Genomic DNA, 18,988 nt, shown 5'->3' with positions numbered 1-18,988 from the left:
TAAAATGCGTTTCGTCGATATAAATTATATGGTAATCGAAAATACTGTTAAAATCACATCATTCTAACCAAAAACCTCAAGATGTATGGATTTTTTTCTGTATATTTACAATGCTATTAATCAATATATATTTAACATGAAAAAAGTAATTTTCGGTGCTGCGGCACTATTATTCTCGGGTGCGATGTTCGCACAAGTTTCACAAAGCACATTAACTGCACAAGACGCAACAGATTCAGCAGATGCTCAATTAGCTGTGGATTTGACTGCAGACGATGGTAACTATGGTGAAGCTAAACAGACAGGTAACACAAACAAGTTACAAGTATTACAAGCTGGTACTAACCAATCTTCTTATTCAGAGCAAGGTGATGGTGTAGGAACTGGAGACAACAGAGCAAGAATCTGGCAAACAGGTGATGTATCTGGTATTAGTGGTGTGGATAACGCTGCAGATGTAAGACAATTAGGTTCTGCAAACGAATCGACTACAATGCAAGAAGGCGACTCTAACGAAGCAGTAACACGTCAAGGTTTAAAAGACGGTGGATTAAGCGGTGGAAACAAAGCATTAATCAACCATGGTACTGCAGAGAATGGTGAGTTTAACTATGCTATGATCGAGCAAGATGGACAAACTAACCAAGCTTGGACAGTACAGTCTTTCGATAACAACGAAGCAAGAACAGTACAAGAAGGTGACAACAACATGTCTGGTGTTCGTCAAAAATCTGGTCCAAATGGTTCTCTAGGGAACTCAGCTTTAAATGAGCAATATGGTGATGATAACTCATCTAAAATTTACCAAGATGGCCATACCAATTATGCTTATACTGCTCAAAAAGGAGATGACAATAAAGCAGACCAAAGACAAGTTGGTGATTTTAACTCAGCATATGTAGATCAAGGTCAAGATTTTTTATCACAGCCTGATGGACTTTTAGGTCCAACATTAGATTTTTTCACAGATGCTGGTTTTACAGCTGGTGATGGTGGTCCAGACTCTCAAGCTGGTAAAGCAAGACAAAGACAAAATGGAGATGGCAATTTAGCTTATGCTGGACAATTTGGTTCAGACGATGAAGATAGTAACCGTGCAGAGCAAAACCAAACTGGTGATGGTAATGTGGTTTACATAGAACAAAATGCAAACGGTACACCTACTGGCGGTGCAAATTATGCACGTCAAGACCAAGTAGGAAATGGTAACGGTGCTTATTCTGGACAAAACGGTAGAGACCATTTAACATATACACGTCAGTATGGAAACAGTAACATTACATTAACGTCTCAAAAAGGAAATGCGAACTTAATTAGTACGTACCAATCTGGTGATGATAACTGGGCGGAAACAGGACAAAGAGGTCATGACAACCAAGCTTTAATCGTACAAAAGAACGATGGTATTACAGGTGGTCATAGCTTTAAATCTAGCCAAAACATAGCAGATGGTGGTATGCCAAACGGTGGTAACACAATTAGCGTATTACAATTAGGTCCTTCTGGTGACATCATGAATGACGGTGAGAACTGTGATTTCCAAGATGTTGTTAACCCAGGTATGCCAGGTGGTGTAGATGGATTTGACTTAGATGCTCCTTGTACTCCTGGTACAGCTGGATGCTAATATCTAGTGAATATATAGATTAATTATTTTAATCTGATACATATAAAAAGGAGGATGACTATATAGCAATCATCCTCTTTTTTTTTAAATTTATAATTCTTATGAAAACATTAGTAAATAATAACAAAATAACCATAGCAATGCTATCGTTATTCTTTGTATTTCAAATAAGTTGGAGTCAAACTTACAGTGCCGATGACGACACAGAAAGCACAGAAGCTTCAACTACTGTAAATGGACAAGAGTTTTCGCAAAGTCAATTCTCTTCTTTTTTTGATACTACACCAAACCCAACATTAGATGTTATAGATAGTAACGCTATTGCCATAGAACAAGTAGGTGCTAATAACAATGTGTCTGCTAAAGTGGCATCTCGCGCTAGTGATATAAATATTTATCAAAACGGATTAAATAACGATGTAAGCCTCGCTTACAAAGTAGATGCTGTAGTAGCAACTTTAGAGCAAAATGGTAACGATAATACAATATTAGATTATGTTATAGATCCTAATGCTAAAGTCTCTTTAGAGCTTCAGCAAAACGGAAACAATTTAACTTTCGATAAATTTGGAACTAATAACATAACAAAAAACATTAAATTTACTCAAACTGAAGCATCACCAACAATCATAATTAGAAGTTTCAATTAAAGATAAATGCGCCTCAAATTTATTAAACATATTGTATTTACAATCTGTGCATTAGTATTTTTAAATACTAATGCTCAAAATGTTATTTATAATAAAGAAGTAAAAGCGCAAATTAAAATAGATAGAACGAGTGAGTTTACTACATTCGCAGCTACGTCTGAGAATTTAACATATTCTGGGCGTAATTTGCGTTACGAATTTATGATGTTTAAAGCCGATACTAGCGGTAATGTAGCTAAATCAGCGCAGTCTAATAAGTTCTTTTTGCAGAACTATGAAAAAAAAATATTATCTTCCGTTACCATTAACAATCAAATAGACGGAAAAGTAACATTATTGTTGTTGGTTTATCCAAATGAAGAGGAGCAGGATGAAACACAAGGAGCGATAGGAAAATGTAGATTGGTTATTACAAGTAACGAAAATGGACAATTAAATATTGAAGGAGATTTAGAGAAAGAAATATTTTTACAAGGTTTAGTAATAAAGAAAGTATTAACTAAATCTGGTAGAGATTTTCATCGTTATTTCTATTCTGAATATTTTAACAAACAAGTAACCACAGAAAAACACATTGTAATTAAAGAAGTGCCAGGTCAACGTAGGAGTACTAGAATTACAGTGGAAGTAGATGGTCAACTCGTTTGGCAATTTTTTGCAAGACCTAAAAAAGAATTTTTACAGAAAATGGCAGATATTTCATTAGATAGAAGTATAAGATATTTGCAACAATTACAACAGAGACAAGACACACAAATACGTTATTAATTATGAAGTTTAAATTATTTATAATCCTTTTTCTGGGTGCTTTTGCATTCGCTAGTGCACAGCAATTTAGCTACAAAGCTTTAAATCCTGCATTTGGTGGTGATACTTTTAATTATAACTGGTTATTAAGTTCTGCAAACGCTCAAAACGGTTTTACGCAACCTAGAACACAAGCCGAAGAGCAATCTGAATTAGATCGATTTGGTGAGAATTTAAATCAACAAGTACTAAATCAGATTTCGCGAGCGCTATTGGCGCAACAAGTGGATGCTGTTGGCGATTTTAACCAAGAAGGGACATTTACATTTGGTACATTAAATGTAGAAGTATTTGAATCGGACGAAGGATTAGTTATTAATATTTTAGACACCTCAAACGGAGAACAAACACAAGTTATCGTTCCAAATCCATAGCATAAACTTTGCCTCTTATGAAAAATCACCAAAAAATAGTAGCCATTTTGGCTATATTCTTATGTTTAAGCTCTTGCGGAACTTATTTTAACCAACCATTCTCTCAAGAAGCTTCAAGAATAGGCGAATATTCCAAATCAACAAAACAGCTTTTAGATTTACCACCACCTAAAGTACCTTTAGAAGTAGCAGTATATAATTTTAGTGACCAAACTGGTCAATATAAAGCGGTTGAAAACGGAAGTACTTTTAGTACAGCCGTAACTCAAGGCGCAACAACAATGTTAATAAAAGCCTTGGGAGACTCAGGTTATTTTGTTCCTTTAGAAAGAGAAAATTTTAATAATCTCTCTACAGAAAGAAACATTATTCGAACTACAAAACAAGAATACATAAAAGGACTTAATCCTAATGAACCAGCAATAAAACCACTATTGTATGCAGGCTTAATGCTTGAAGGTGGTATTATATCTTACGATACTAATATTGTTACAGGTGGAGCAGGCGCACGTTACTTTGGTGTTGGCGGCTCTGCTCGTTACAGACAAGACAGAATTACAGTTTACCTTCGAGCTGTTTCAACACAAAGTGGTGAAATAATTAACACTATATACGTATCTAAAACTATTTTATCTCAAGCCGTAGACGTAAGTTTATTTCGTTTTGTAAAGTTTCAAAGATTATTAGAAGCTGAAACTGGATTTACACAAAATGAACCTGTGCAGTTGGCAGTAAAAGACGCTATTGAAAAAGCAGTTCACGACTTAATTATGGAAGGTATAGAAGATGGGTATTGGGCTACAAAAGCTGGTGTTAATGTTGATAAAGAGTTGGTTGCACAATACCAGAAAGAAAAAGATGCAGCAAATGTAACAGAATTATTTAATCGCTTCACTTTTAAACGCCGTACAGATAATGTGCTTCATGGTTCTGTTGGAGCAGCACGTATAAATGGTGATTACATAAACTCAGAATTTAAATTAAATTCGAGATTAGGATATAAACGATATTTAAATTCACATTTCAATTTAAATTTAAATGGAAATTTATTCAACTTATCTAATGAAAATATTTTTAATAAAAATTTTGTATCTATTGATGCTAATGTGGAATACACCGTGTTACCATTCGATAAATTAACACCATACGTTTACGCTGGTGGTGGTACAAACATTTCAAACGATTTTAATAACTTAAATCCAAAATTACAAGCAGGAATAGGAGTCGAGTACTTAGTATCACACCGAATTGGTATTACAGGATATGCAGAAAATAATTTTGTGTTAAGTGATGCTGTTGATGAATTGGTTAGAGGCTCTAGAGATGATATGTATTTAAGGTTTGGAGTAGGTTTAAATTTATACATTGGGAATTATAATACAAAAAGAGATTTAGAACGTGCAAAATTAAGAGAAGAAAGAAAAGCGCTTAAACAAATAAAAAGAGAAAATATTACAAAAAGCTTAATAAAGGATAAGCCTGTTCCTCAAGAGGATAAGAATGAAAAAAGTGCAGAAGAGAATTAACTTAAAGGCAGTAAAAATGAAAACAGTAAAAAATATATTGGCATTAATTTTAATAATTATTGCTATTTCAACCTGTAGCGAAAATCAAATCGATGGTGTTCGTGTAGGATCTATAAATGGCAAAGTTGTTGCCCAAGGAACAAATGCTCCACTTGAAAACGTAAAAATATCTACAAACCCTGTTTCTAGTACAGTGTTTACCGATGAAGAAGGAAATTTCCTTATAGAAAATGCAACGATTGGCACCTATGCTGTACAGGCAGAACTAGATGGTTTTGTTACAGCGTTCGAATCGGTTTCTGTTCTTGAAAATACTGCAGCAGTTGTAGCTTTCGAGTTAATAACCTCCAACGCTAATAACCAGCCGCCAACAGCGCCAGACTTAATTTTTCCTGAGGATTTAGCAACAGAAGTCGATTTGGAAGTCCAGTTTACTTGGGAAGCTTCAGATCCAGATACTAACGACGAATTAATGTATACCTTAGAGCTAAGAAATGGAGAGACTAATCAAGTTGAAACTTATGAGACAGCTCAAGATACTTTTTATTTGGCTAGCAATCTAGAGCTTTCAACTACTTATTTTTGGCAAGTAAAGGTTAGCGATGGTACCAATGATGATGTGGTTTCATCTATTAGTCAATTTAGTACCATAACCGTTCCAAATAATCCTTATGTTTTTGTAAAAAAAGAAAATGGGAATAATGTTATTTACTCCGGTAATGAAGATATGGAAGATGGATCAGATTCTGAAGTAGATGTAGATTTAATTAAATTAACAAGCGAGGCAAATAACAGTTTTAGACCAAGAACTAATATTGCACTAAATAAAATCGCATATTTGCGAACCGCTGGTGGGAGCACTCAAATATTTACAATGAACACCGATGGATCTAACAAAACACAAGTAACTAGCGCAGTTCCTGTTTCTGGTTTTAGATTAGAACAAGTAGATTTTTGTTGGGCACAAAATGGAAGTAAATTGTATTATCCAAGTTTTGATAAAATATATCAAATAAATCCTGATGGAAGCGGTTTTGATTCTAATCCTATTTATCAAACAACAGATGGCTCGTTTGTTTCAGAAATAGAAAGTGTAGCTTTTGATAACGACTTAATATTGGTGAAAACAAATAATTCTGTTGGTTATAACGCACGATTATTTACTGTAAGATTATCTACAGGATTAGAAGAAGATGTTATAGTTGAAGGTTTACCTGGAGCCATTGGAGGTATAGATATCACCGCAAACGGTAATCAAGTTATTTATAATAGAGATGTTTCTGGATCTGAAAACACAAATTATAGACAATTTGAAAGTAGAATTTTTGTTTATGATATTCCTTCTACAACAAATACACAAATACTAACAGCAGTGCTTCCTGGGCAAAATGATTTAGATGTTAAATTTGCACCAAATGAAGGCGGATTTATATTTACTAGAGTTTCTAATACGGTTAATGGCGTTCCTGGAATATTTAGGTACCAATTTGGGCAAGCAAATGCAGAAATAGAGTTATTCACAGCAGCCTCAATGCCAGATTGGGATTAAAATTAATCGACCAAAATATAAAGAAGCACACAAAATTTTGTGTGCTTTTTTTTTACAGTTATCTTTGCATTTTAAAACACAATTATGAGTTCGGAAATAAGTAAACGTTACAGTCAAAGAGGTGTTTCGGCATCAAAAGAAGATGTTCACAATGCTATAAAAAACATAGATAAAGGCTTGTTTCCAAAAGCGTTTTGTAAAATAGTTCCAGATTATTTAACCAATGACGAGGACTACTGTTTAATTATGCATGCAGATGGTGCAGGTACTAAGAGTGCTCTAGCTTATATGTATTGGAAAGAAACCGGAGATGTTTCCGTTTGGAAAGGCATCGCTCAAGATGCATTAATTATGAATATTGACGACCTGTTGTGCGTTGGTGCAACGGATAATATTATGCTGTCTTCAACCATTGGTAGAAATAAAAACCTAATTACAGGAGAAGTTATTTCAGCCATCATCAATGGCACCGAAGAGTTAATAGAAGACTTAAAATCCTTTGGTGTAACAATCCATTCAACAGGAGGAGAAACTGCAGATGTTGGAGATTTAGTAAGAACAATTATTGTAGATTCTACAGTAACTGCACGTATGAAACGTAGCGATGTAATCGATAATGCAAACATTAAGGCTGGAGATGTTATTATTGGTTTAGAAAGTTTCGGGCAAGCCACCTACGAAAAAGAATATAATGGAGGCATGGGAAGTAACGGGCTAACCTCTGCAAGGCACGACGTGTTTAATAACTATTTAGCAAAAAAATATCCTGAAAGTTTTGATGCCGCTGTGCCAGAAGAATTAGTGTATTCTGGACAGGTAAAACTTACTGATGCTGTTGAAAATAGCCCGATAGATGCTGGTAAGTTGGTGTTGTCGCCAACAAGAACTTACGCACCAATAGTAAAAGAGATTTTATCAAAATATAATGCTGATGCTATTCATGGGATGGTACATTGCTCTGGTGGAGCACAAACGAAGATTCTTCATTTTATCGATAATTTACATATTGTTAAAGATAATTTGTTTCCTATTCCACCACTGTTTAAATTAATTCAGGAGCAGTCTAAAACCGACTGGAAAGAAATGTATCAGGTTTTTAATTGTGGACATAGAATGGAATTATATGTAGCTCCGGAAATAGCCGAAGATATTATTTCAATCTCTAAAAGTTTTAATGTTAAGGCACAAATTGTTGGTAGAGTAGAAAAATCAGACATAAAAAAACTTACTATTACAAGCGAGTTTGGCACTTTCGAATACTAAATTAAGCTCAAATTACTAATCTCCTTCCTACTTTAATATGAATAAAATTGTTTTCCTAATAGCTGTCGTTATTGGTCAAATTAGCTTGGCCCAATCTAAAATTATTACTACAAAAGCAGATACATTAACCGCAAAGCAAAAAGACTCTATAAAAAATCTTGGGCCTTGGAAACAAAAAAATATTGCAAGTTTAGATATTAACGAAGTTACTTTTGTTAACTGGAGTGCTGGAGGAAGTAATTCAATATCAGCCTTAACCGGTTTGGTTTCTACATTAAATTATACACAAAACAATTTAAAATGGAAAAATTTATTGCGTGTACGTTATGGCATTAATAAGCAGGAAAACCAAAAGTTAAGAAAAACGGAAGATGAATTCGAACTCCTGTCCACTTTGGGCTACCGTAAAGATACCATTACTAATTGGTATTATTCGGCACGATTTAATTTTAGAACACAGTTAACCAATGGTTATAATTATCCAGATAGAGATAATGAGATTTCAGGATTAATGGCACCAGGATATTTGTTTATTGGAGGTGGCGCAGAATATGGCAAAAATTTAGAAAAATTTTCACTCTATATGTCGCCTTTAACCTTTAAAGGTACGTTTGTTTTAGATAGCCAATTGTCTAACGCTGGTGCTTTTGGTGTTACACCTGCTGTGTACGACGATCAAGGTAACATTTTAAAACAAGGAGAACGCATACGAACCGAAATGGGAATGTTACTCACCAGTTCTTACGAAGCCGAAATATTAGAAAACATACATCTTGTTAATCTCTTTAGCCTATACACAGATTATCTTAAGGATTTTGGCAATATAGATGTGGATTGGGAAATGGTTTTAAATCTTAAGGTTAACAATTTTGTTCGTGCCACTTTAGGCTCTCATTTAAAGTATGATAACGACGTAAAAATTATAGAAGAAACAGCAATAGAAGGGGAGGTTGCAGAACGAGGCGCCAAACTACAATGGAAACAACTTTTAGGAGTTGGTGTGGTTTACGAGTTTAATTAAAATTTAAATAAAGCCTTTAATCAGTAACAAAAAACTGCAGGTAATTAAGCAATCTATAACATAAAGAGCAAGTACCAGCTTAAAGTTAGAGACACCAACCATTTTATAGAATTTAATTTTTTTACGCATACTTCTATCATTAATCATCAACCAAAAAAGTATCATAAGAAACAGTTTGGTTAAGAGTGCACTTATAATTTCGGGACTATAAACAGTTAGTAAAATAGTTACCGTAAAAGACCATAAAGCGAGAGGTCTGTAATAAAATAATATGGCGCGAAATTGGCTTAGCATATATTATACAACGCAATTTTTTCTGTATTATTTTTCAACAGTCTAAACACATAAGAAACCATTGATAATTGATAAATTATCGTATTTTTGTTTCACAATTTAATAGATAGATGTTAGATAAATTACAAATAGTAAAACAGCGTTTTGATGAGGTTAGTGATTTAATCATTCAACCAGATGTTATTTCAGACCAGAAACGTTACGTTGAGCTAACCAGAGAATATAAAGATTTACGTTTGTTAATGGATAAACGTGAGTTGTATATAGAGTTAACAAATAATTTAGCTGAAGCCGAAGAAATAATTGCAGATGGAAGCGATCCGGAAATGGTTGATATGGCTAAAATGCAATACGACGAAGCTAAAGAAGGCATCCCGCTTTTAGAGGAAGATATAAAAGTACTTTTAATACCTAAAGATCCTCAGGATGCTAAAAATGCAGTAGTAGAATTACGCGCTGGAACAGGTGGTGATGAAGCCAGTATTTTTGCAGGAGATTTATATAGAATGTACACCAAATATTGCGAAAGCAGAGGTTGGAAAGTAGATACCGTTGACTATAGTGAGGGTACCAATGGCGGATTTAAAGAAATTCAATTTGAAGTATCTGGAGACGATGTTTACGGCACTCTAAAGTTTGAAGCAGGTGTACACCGTGTACAACGTGTACCACAAACCGAAACGCAAGGTCGTGTGCATACCAGTGCAGCAACTGTTATGGTATTTCCTGAAGCCGAAGAATTTGATGTAGAAATCGACCCGAAAGATGTACGTATCGATTATTTCTGTTCATCTGGACCAGGAGGGCAATCTGTAAATACAACCTATTCTGCAGTACGTTTAACACATGAACCAACAGGTTTGGTAGCACAATGTCAGGACCAAAAATCGCAACATAAAAATAAAGAGAAAGCTTTTAAAGTACTTCGCTCACGTCTCTACGATTTGGAGTTGGCTAAGAAAATGGAAGAAGATGCAGCGTTGCGAGGTACAATGGTAACCTCTGGAGATCGAAGTGCTAAAATTAGAACCTATAACTATTCGCAAGGGCGTGTAACAGACCACAGGATTGGGCTTACACTTTACGATTTGCAGAACATTATAAATGGCGACATTCAAAAAATATTAGACGAGTTAATGCTGGCAGAAAATACTGAGAAGTTAAAGGCTAACAGCGATATAATGTAATGATGAAATATTTTTTTATAACTTTATTTTTAGTTGCTGGCTTAAATTCTTTTGGTCAAGACGAAATAGAATTTAAAGCACCAGATTACAAGAAAATAGAAAAGACCATCAGTAAAAAAAAGTCTGATTTATTTTATAAAAAATTAATGAAAAGGTTTTTGGATGCAGATTCTACGATGTCACTGGTAGAAAAAAGGCATCTGTATTACGGTTTTACATTTAACGAAAAATACTCGCCTTACAGTCGTTCTGAATTTACCGATAGTTTAAGAACAATACTCAATAAACCTAAATTAGAAGAAACAGATTTTAAAAATATCATTAAATTTAGTAATGAAATTTTTAAGGAAAACCCATTCGATATTCGTACTTACAATTATGTCATGTACGCCTATGATGAATTAGGTAACAAACCAGAGTTGGAAAAAGCTATAATTAAAGTAAATATGATTGTAGATGCGCTTTTGAGTTCTGGTGATGGAATTTCAAAAAAAACAGCCTTCTATGTTATTTATACAACGCACGAGTATGATTTAATTTCAATACTTGGATTTAAATTTGGAGGTATGCAAAGTCTAATTGAGCATTATGACCGTTTAACTTTAGCCGAAAATGAATACGGTTTTGAAAGTTTTTATTTTGATGTTTCACCATGCTTAAATTCAATGTCTAAAATGTTTAAAAATTAAATTTTGCCTCATGTTTTAAGAGGCTTTTTAATTTATTAAACTGAAATTATCAGGTATACCGCAAGTAATTCGAAATAAAATAAGAGTAACTAAACAACGGTTTCTCCTTTGGAGGATTAAGAGAAATTAATGACAACACAACAACTTACAGCGCAAATTAAAAAAAAACAGTCTTTTCTATGCATAGGATTAGACGTCGATTTAAATAAAATACCACCACATTTATTAAAAACCGAAGATCCTATTTTCGAATTTAATAAAGCCATAATCGATGCTACACACCACTTATGTGTAGCGTACAAACCAAACATAGCGTTTTACGAAGCTTATGGTATTAAAGGCTGGCAAGCTTTACAAAAAACCATCAATTATTTAAACGAAAACCATCCGGAAATTTTCACCATTGCCGATGCTAAACGTGGCGATATTGGCAATACAAGTGCAATGTATGCCAAAGCTTTCTTCGAAGATTTAGCTTTCGATAGTATTACCGTTGCGCCTTATATGGGAAAAGATTCTATAGAACCTTTTTTAGCATTTAAAAGCAAACACACGATACTTTTAGCGCTAACCTCTAATCAAGGTGCTTTCGATTTTCAGACGCTAAGCGTCAATAAACAGCAACTATACAAACAGGTCTTAGAAACTTCAAAAACTTGGAAGAATGCAGAAAATCTAATGTATGTAGTTGGTGCCACTAAAGCAGAATATTTTTCAGAGATAAGAAAAATTATCCCAAACAGTTTTCTTTTAGTGCCTGGCGTTGGCGCACAAGGCGGAAACTTACAAGAGGTTTGTAAATATGGCTTAAGTGAGAATATAGGTTTGCTAATTAACTCTTCAAGAGGCATTATTTATTCATCAAATAAAGAAGATTTTGCTCAGGCTGCAGCTAAAAAAGCTGAAGAATTACAACAGGAAATGGAAACGATTTTAAAAAGTTAATAGTCATTAGCAGCAAAGCGAAGCAAGCGCTATAAATGAAACTAAAAGACCAAATAGAAAGACAACTAATATTAGACCATACGCCAAAGCGAATAATCTCTTTAGTGCCATCTCAAACCGAACTACTCTACGACTTAGGTCTTGAGGACGCTGTAGTAGGCATCACTAAATTTTGTGTGCATCCCTTTCACTTTAAAAGTACAAAGCAAATAGTAGGAGGCACAAAACAAATTAATATTGAAAAAATAAAAGCTTTAAATCCCGATATTATTCTTTGCAATAAAGAAGAAAATACTAAAGATATTGTTAAGGCTTGCGAAGCAATTTGTACTACACATGTCTCAGATATTGTAACCGTAGAAGATTGTTTAGAACTCATTAAGCAATACGGTATCATTTTTAGAAAACGTACAAATGCAACCAAGATTTCAGATAAAATAAACTTCAATTTAAAGGATTTTAAAACCTTTATAAAAGACAAGCCAACGCTTAAAGTCGCGTATTTTATTTGGCGAAATCCATGGATGGTTGCAGGAAATAATACGTTTATTAATTATTTGTTAGCACTTAATAATTTTAAAAACATCTACAGTAATTTAGACCGTTATCCAGAAATTGAAATAGAAAAACTACGTACAGCAGGCGACCCAGAAGTTGTACTCTTGTCAAGCGAACCTTACCCTTTTAAAGATGAACATGCTTTCGAAATTGGTCGTGTATCGCACCACGCAAAAACCATATTTGTGGATGGAGAATATTTTTCGTGGTATGGCTCACGATTAATAAAGGCTTTCGATTACTTCAAAACATTACGAAACAGACTGTGAGTTATCACGAGATAAAAACTTAATCTGGTTTAGTTTGTGCAATAATTTCATAGCCTTATATTCATAGTCATCACTAAGTGCGTGATCTGTTTGGCTTAAATTATATGCTTGCTCAACCAATTGCTTATAGCGCCTATTTAATTTGTGTTGATGAGATTTTAATAAATTTTTACGACTCATGACTATTTTGAGAATGGTCAAATAAATATACGTTAAATATTGATATATAGCGTGTTATGTTAATATTTTTTTTGTTAAATAAAAAAACCAATCTTTAAAGCGGTGTTAAGATTGGTTTTAAGACTGTAATAAACTAACTAACTCAAGTAAATATGAAGTAAATAACTTGAGCTACAAAAGTATTTTAATGCTATCGTTTTTATGTTATCTTAATATTATCTAACTATTAAAAAACTTAAAAACCATAATTGTTTTCTAACGAAACAAAAGCCCCAAAATTAAAATGGTAACAAGATAAATAGCAAAACCCATAGAAATATAGTGCCAAAATGTTTTATCTCTTTGCCTTGTCCAGTTTTTACCTAACATTACTCGTCTATGATAACCCATTGCAAAAGGAAAAGCAAGCAATCTTATTTTTTCCCTATAAGTAAAAGTGGTTGTTAGGTTGTCCTCAAAATAGGTTTTAACATCTCTTGCATCCAGTTCATTAGCAATAGCTTTTTTTATTTCGGTATTGGTAGTCGGGTTTCTATACAATTCAATTAACTGTGCATCACTAAGTTTAGAGCTGTTTTTCAATTCCATTCAAAAAATATTATAACAACGTCATCAATTTAATACTAATCTTGCAACGCAAAAACCTTTTGTAGTAAACTTGTGGTTCTTGCAGATACTTTTTCTCTAATCTCCAGCTCTTCAACAGCAATCATTTTATAAACACCTTTTAAGGCTTCGTTAGTTACATAATCTGTTAAATCCGGATTTACATTACTTGTAAAAGGTATCGCATTGTATTTATTAATTAAGTTTTCCCAAATTTGGTCAGCACCAACTTTAGCAAAACTATTTTTAATTACAGGATTAAACTTGGCATACAAAGCGGTTTGTGTTCTGCCATTTAAGTACTGCGTAGCAGCATCTTTATCACCAAGTAAAATATTCTTAGCATCGTTAAAAGTAATGCCTTTAACAGCATCTATAAATATAGGTGTTGCTTCTCCAACCGCATCTTCAGCCGCTCGGTTTAATACTTTTAAACCTTCGTCTGCCAAATTATCTAAGCCAATATCTCTTAACGCTTTATCAACTTTCTGTAACTCTGCAGGAAGTAAAATTTTCACTAATTCGTTTTTAAAAAAACCATCCTGTACAGTTAATTTACTCACTTGTTTATCAATACCAAAATCCAATGCCTGGCGTAATCCGTTGGCAATATCTAATTGCGATACACCACCAGTACCTTGTGGTAATTGGTTTACAACATCCTGCAGTTCTGCGCAAGCCGTTAAATTAAATGCTAAAAACAGGGCTAATAATCGTTTCATAATTTATTTTTTAAGGTTTAAAGATACTTATAATTTGGGCAAATATTTTGCTGTAGTATTTAGTGTTTAAAGAAAAATTTAAGGAAGCAAAATACCGCGTTTTCCGCTATATCTTTTTTTGCCATATATGGCAGCAAAAAAAGGATGCCGCATCAACCGCTTTCGCAAACTCAAATTTACGAGAAAATTACCGTTTTATTATTAAACACCATCACTTTCCTGTTTATGTGATGTTTAATAGCAGTAGCCAGAACAATTTTTTCTAAATCACGACCCTTGGCAATTAAATCTTCTATGGCGTGCGTGTGCGATACACTTGCCACATCCTGAGCAATAATAGGGCCAGCATCTAACTCTGCAGTAACATAATGGCTTGTTGCACCAATTATTTTTACACCACGTTTGTAAGCCGAGTGATAGGGCTTGGCACCAACAAAGGCTGGTAAAAACGAGTGGTGAATATTTATAACCTTATTCGGGTAGGCATTAACAACACGATCCGAAACAATTTGCATATAGCGCGCTAAAACAATAAAATCGATACCATGCTCCTTACATAATTTTAACTGTTGTGTTTCTGCTTCGGTTTTGGTGTCTTTAGTAACAGGAATATGGTAAAACGGAATTTTAAATCCATCTGCAATGGCCTTAACATTGTTGTGGTTACTTACAATAAAAGGAATGTCTACAAACAATTCGCCAGCGTTATAACGTCCTAAAATATCGTACAAACAATGGTCGTATTTAGAAACAAACAATGCCATTTTGGGTTTATCTTCAATATTATAAATACGCCATTTCATATTAAATTTTTCAGCTAACACGGTTTTAAAACTTGCCTTAAAATCGTCCATAGAAAATGAAGGGAATTCACTTTCTAAACGCATAAAGAAAATATTTTGTTCTCTGTCCACATGTTGGTCTATATAAACAATATTACCGTTATTATAAGCAATAAAATTGGTAACAGAAGCAATAATACCAGACTGGTCTTTACAGTGTATCTGTAGTATAATTTTTTTCATAAAGTTAGTGTTAATAGCAAGTCTAAGGTAATATAAAAAAATTAGTATATTTTATAAGTTAGCCTTATTAGATTATTCTAAATTTTAGGACAATTATTTTGAATATTCCGTAAATTGCACCACTAATTCTCAGTTAAAAATAGTAATGAAACAAATAGCACCTTACAAGCCAAAATACAAAGTTAGAATAGTAACCGCAGCCTCGTTGTTCGATGGTCACGATGCTTCCATAAATATCATGCGTCGTATAATCCAATCCACAGGTGTAGAAGTTATTCACTTAGGGCACGATAGAAGTGTTGAGGAAGTGGTAACTACTGCTATTCAAGAAGATGCTAATGCTATTTGTTTAACCTCTTATCAAGGAGGACATAATGAGTATTTTAAATACATGTACGATTTGCTCAAAGAAAGAGGAGCAGAGCACATTAAAATCTTTGGTGGAGGAGGAGGTGTTATTTTGCCATCAGAAATTAAAGAATTAATGGATTACGGGATTTCACGAATTTACTCACCAGACGATGGTCGTGAAATGGGCTTGCAAGGCATGATTAACGATTTGGTTAAACAATCAGACTTTGCTATTGGCGATACTTTAAATGGTGAGGTCGACATGCTTCCATCAAAAAATCCTAAAGCCATTGCAAGAGTTATTTCTTCGGCAGAGAATTTCCCGGAAGTAGCAAAAGGTGCTTTGGAGGAAATTCATATTAAAAACAAAAATTCTAAAACACCAGTTTTAGGAATCACAGGAACTGGAGGAGCAGGAAAATCGTCGTTAGTCGATGAGTTGGTGCGTAGATTCTTAATAGACTTTCCAGAAAAAACTATTGGTATTGTGTCTGTCGATCCTTCAAAAAGAAAAACAGGAGGCGCACTTTTAGGAGACCGTATTCGTATGAATGCCATCAACTCACCACGTGTTTATATGCGTAGTTTGGCAACACGACAAAGTAACTTAGCCCTGTCAAAATATGTAAACGAAGCCGTGCAGGTTTTAAAAGCTGCAGAATACGATTTAATTATTTTAGAAACCTCTGGAATAGGACAAAGCGATACAGAAATAATGGAGCACAGCGATGTTGCGTTGTATGTTATGACACCAGAATTTGGTGCAGCAACGCAATTGGAGAAAATAGACATGCTCGATTTTGCCGATTTGGTAGCTATTAATAAATTCGATAAACGCGGTTCTTTAGATGCCTTACGCGATGTAAAAAAACAATACATGCGTAACAATAATTTGTGGGACACACCACAGGAGGAGTTACCTGTTTTTGGGACTATTGCCTCTCAATTTAACGACCCAGGAATGAATACGCTTTACATAGCGATAATGAATAAATTGGCAGAGAAAACGGAAACTGAGTTACAATCTACTTTCGAAATTTCGAAAGAAATGAGCGAAAAGATTTTTGTTATTCCGCCAAACAGAACAAGATACCTCTCTGAAATTGCCGAAAATAATCGTGCCTACGATAAAACAGCAAATGCACAGGTAGAAGTGGCTCAAAAACTATTTGGCATATATAAAACCTTAACCTCTGTTTTAGAAGCAGAAGTAGCATTAGATAAAGCAGGAATAGCTTCAGAATCTGTAAAACCTAATAACGAAAACAAAACGTTTGTTAAGTTATTAGTTAATGAATTCGACCGTGTAAAATTAAACTTAGACCCATATAATTGGGAAATTATTACCGGCTGGGACGAAAAAGTAAATAAATACAAAAACCCTGTTTATGCTTTTAAAGTTAGAGAAAAGGAAATAAAAATAGAAACGCATACCGAGTCACTTTCGCACTTACAAATACCAAAAGTAGCGCTGCCAAAGTATCAGGCTTGGGGCGATATTTTAAAATGGTGTTTACAGGAAAACGTACCAGGCGAATTTCCATATACTGCAGGATTATATCCATTTAAACGTACAGGAGAAGACCCAGCACGTATGTTTGCAGGCGAAGGCGGACCAGAACGTACAAACAGGCGTTTTCATTACGTAAGTGCAGGTTTGCCAGCTAAACGATTATCTACAGCGTTCGATAGTGTAACCCTTTACGGTAATGATCCAGACTTACGTCCAGATATTTACGGTAAAATTGGAAATGCAGGTGTAAGTATTTGCTGTTTAGACGATGCTAAAAAACTGTACTCTGGTTTCGATTTGGCGAGTGCAATGACTTCTGTAAGTATGACTATTAATGGTCCTGCTCCTATGTTATTGGGGTTCTTTATGAATGCTGCCATAGACCAGCAATGCGAAATATATATTGAGGAAAACAGCTTAGAAAAAGACGTTGAAGCGAAAATAACTAAAATTTATAAAGGCAAAACACGACCATCTTACAATGGCGATTTACCAGAAGGAAACAACGGCTTAGGATTAATGTTATTAGGTGTTACTGGAGATCAAGTGTTGCCAGCAAACGTGTACGCCGAAATTAAAAAGAATACCATTGCTCAGGTTAGAGGAACTGTACAAGCCGATATTTTAAAGGAAGATCAGGCACAAAATACCTGTATATTTTCAACTGAATTTGCCCTGCGTTTAATGGGTGATGTTCAAGAGTATTTTATAGAAAATAATGTACGTAATTTTTACAGTGTTTCTATATCTGGATACCACATTGCAGAAGCTGGAGCAAACCCTATTACACAATTGGCATTAACACTATCTAACGGGTTCACATATGTAGAATATTACTTGTCTCGCGGCATGGATATTAATAAATTCGGGCCTAATTTATCGTTCTTTTTCTCTAACGGTATCGATCCGGAATATTCTGTAATAGGTCGTGTGGCACGTAAAATTTGGTCTAAGGCATTAAAACATAAATATGGTGCCAATGCCAGAGCGCAAATGTTGAAATACCATATTCAAACGTCTGGGAGAAGTTTACATGCTCAGGAAATTGATTTTAATGATATTCGTACAACACTTCAAGCCTTATATGCTATTTACGATAATTGTAACTCATTACACACCAATGCTTACGATGAGGCCATTACAACACCTACAGAAGAATCGGTACGTCGCGCCATGGCAATACAATTAATTATTAATAAAGAATTAGGCTTGGCTAAAAACGAAAACCCAATTCAGGGTTCTTTTATTATCGAAGAATTAACAGATTTGGTAGAAGAAGCCGTTTTACAGGAGTTTGATAGAATTACCGAAAGAGGTGGTGTTTTAGGTGCCATGGAAACCATGTACCAGCGTAGTAAAATACAGGAAGAAAGTTTGTATTACGAAACCTTAAAGCATAACGGAGCGTTTCCTATAATAGGTGTAAATACGTTTTTAAGTTCTAAAGGGTCTCCAACGGTTATTCCTGCGGAAGTGATTCGCGCGACAGAAGAAGAAAAACAGTTCCAGATTAAAACGTTAAAACACCTTCATGAAGCAAATGATACTGAAGCCTTGTTAAAAGATCTTCAGGAAAGAGCCATTAAAAACGAGAATATTTTTGAAGCTTTAATGGATGTGTGTAAGGTATGTTCTTTGGGAGAGATTACAGCATCATTATTCGAGGTTGGCGGTCAATATAGACGCAACATGTAAGCAGAGAACCACTTTTTGCCAAAGCAAAAAGTGTGTGAATCGCTTATGCTGAGAGAAGTCGAAGTATCTCAGAGAACCACTTTTTGCCAAAGCAAAAAGTGTGTGAATCGCTTATGCTGAGAGAAGTCGAAGTATCT

General features: G+C 34.4%; 17 protein-coding genes. 13 read left to right on the top strand and 4 right to left on the bottom strand.

The window, feature by feature from the left end:
* The first annotated feature begins 136 nt into the window (after positions 1–136).
* The 12 genes from ACVC43_RS06600 to ACVC43_RS06545 all read left to right on the top strand — a co-directional run bounded on the left by ACVC43_RS06600 (position 137) and on the right by ACVC43_RS06545 (position 12,759).
* Positions 137–1,627 (top strand): curlin, encoded by a 1,491-nt coding sequence (locus ACVC43_RS06600; protein WP_452223785.1) that lies wholly within the window; start codon positions 137–139, stop codon positions 1,625–1,627.
* A 101-nt stretch (positions 1,628–1,728) separates the two neighbouring features.
* Positions 1,729–2,277: a hypothetical protein gene (locus ACVC43_RS06595; protein ID WP_452223784.1), complete on the top strand. Its 549-nt coding sequence runs from the start codon at positions 1,729–1,731 to the stop codon at positions 2,275–2,277.
* A gap of 6 nt (positions 2,278–2,283) precedes the next feature.
* A complete protein-coding gene (locus tag ACVC43_RS06590; protein WP_452223783.1) occupies positions 2,284–3,045 on the top strand; it encodes a CsgE family curli-type amyloid fiber assembly protein in 762 nt (253 codons plus the stop codon).
* 2 nt (positions 3,046–3,047) lie between these two features.
* Positions 3,048–3,458 (top strand): curli production assembly/transport component CsgF, encoded by a 411-nt coding sequence (locus ACVC43_RS06585; protein WP_452223782.1) that lies wholly within the window; start codon positions 3,048–3,050, stop codon positions 3,456–3,458.
* 17 nt (positions 3,459–3,475) lie between these two features.
* Positions 3,476–4,984: a CsgG/HfaB family protein gene (locus tag ACVC43_RS06580; RefSeq protein WP_452223781.1), complete on the top strand. Its 1,509-nt coding sequence runs from the start codon at positions 3,476–3,478 to the stop codon at positions 4,982–4,984.
* A gap of 16 nt (positions 4,985–5,000) precedes the next feature.
* Positions 5,001–6,533 (top strand): carboxypeptidase regulatory-like domain-containing protein, encoded by a 1,533-nt coding sequence (locus tag ACVC43_RS06575; protein ID WP_452223780.1) that lies wholly within the window; start codon positions 5,001–5,003, stop codon positions 6,531–6,533.
* Positions 6,534–6,617: 84 nt separating this feature from the next.
* Complete coding sequence (locus ACVC43_RS06570; RefSeq protein WP_452223779.1) at positions 6,618–7,796, top strand: AIR synthase related protein; 1,179 nt, start codon at positions 6,618–6,620, stop codon at positions 7,794–7,796.
* Positions 7,797–7,833: 37 nt separating this feature from the next.
* A complete protein-coding gene (locus ACVC43_RS06565) occupies positions 7,834–8,817 on the top strand; it encodes a DUF3078 domain-containing protein (RefSeq protein WP_452223778.1) in 984 nt (327 codons plus the stop codon).
* A gap of 404 nt (positions 8,818–9,221) precedes the next feature.
* Positions 9,222–10,298 (top strand): peptide chain release factor 1, encoded by a 1,077-nt coding sequence (prfA, locus tag ACVC43_RS06560; protein WP_452223777.1) that lies wholly within the window; start codon positions 9,222–9,224, stop codon positions 10,296–10,298.
* Positions 10,298–10,987, top strand: a complete 690-nt coding sequence (locus ACVC43_RS06555; RefSeq protein WP_452223776.1) for a DUF4919 domain-containing protein — start codon at positions 10,298–10,300, stop codon at positions 10,985–10,987. The genes prfA and ACVC43_RS06555 overlap by 1 nt, the downstream gene beginning before the upstream one ends.
* Positions 10,988–11,116: 129 nt before the next feature.
* Positions 11,117–11,932: an orotidine-5'-phosphate decarboxylase gene (pyrF, locus tag ACVC43_RS06550; RefSeq protein WP_452223775.1), complete on the top strand. Its 816-nt coding sequence runs from the start codon at positions 11,117–11,119 to the stop codon at positions 11,930–11,932.
* A 35-nt stretch (positions 11,933–11,967) separates the two neighbouring features.
* Positions 11,968–12,759 (top strand): ABC transporter substrate-binding protein, encoded by a 792-nt coding sequence (locus tag ACVC43_RS06545; RefSeq protein ID WP_452223774.1) that lies wholly within the window; start codon positions 11,968–11,970, stop codon positions 12,757–12,759.
* On the opposite strand, the gene ACVC43_RS06540 is transcribed toward ACVC43_RS06545, so the two are convergent.
* The 4 genes from ACVC43_RS06540 to purU form a co-directional block, all read right to left on the bottom strand.
* A complete protein-coding gene (locus ACVC43_RS06540) occupies positions 12,742–12,939 on the bottom strand; it encodes a Lacal_2735 family protein (protein WP_452223834.1) in 198 nt (65 codons plus the stop codon). The two genes, ACVC43_RS06545 and ACVC43_RS06540, sit on opposite strands and share 18 nt — an antisense overlap.
* Before the next feature lie 255 nt (positions 12,940–13,194).
* Entirely contained in the window at positions 13,195–13,527 is a 333-nt protein-coding gene (locus ACVC43_RS06535; RefSeq protein ID WP_452223773.1) for a hypothetical protein, read from the bottom strand.
* A 35-nt stretch (positions 13,528–13,562) separates the two neighbouring features.
* Positions 13,563–14,267 (bottom strand): DUF4197 domain-containing protein, encoded by a 705-nt coding sequence (locus tag ACVC43_RS06530; RefSeq protein WP_452223772.1) that lies wholly within the window; start codon positions 14,265–14,267, stop codon positions 13,563–13,565.
* A 176-nt stretch (positions 14,268–14,443) separates the two neighbouring features.
* Positions 14,444–15,292, bottom strand: a complete 849-nt coding sequence (gene purU, locus ACVC43_RS06525; RefSeq protein ID WP_452223771.1) for a formyltetrahydrofolate deformylase — start codon at positions 15,290–15,292, stop codon at positions 14,444–14,446.
* A gap of 145 nt (positions 15,293–15,437) precedes the next feature.
* On the opposite strand from purU, the gene ACVC43_RS06520 reads away from it, so the two are divergent.
* Entirely contained in the window at positions 15,438–18,851 is a 3,414-nt protein-coding gene (locus tag ACVC43_RS06520; protein WP_452223770.1) for a methylmalonyl-CoA mutase family protein, read from the top strand.
* Positions 18,852–18,988: the final 137 nt, after the last annotated feature.

The sequence above is a fragment of the Lacinutrix chionoecetis genome (genome assembly GCF_053604665.1).
The sequence above is the reverse complement of the archived record's forward strand: the minus strand, read 5'-3'. Positions and strand labels throughout refer to the sequence as shown.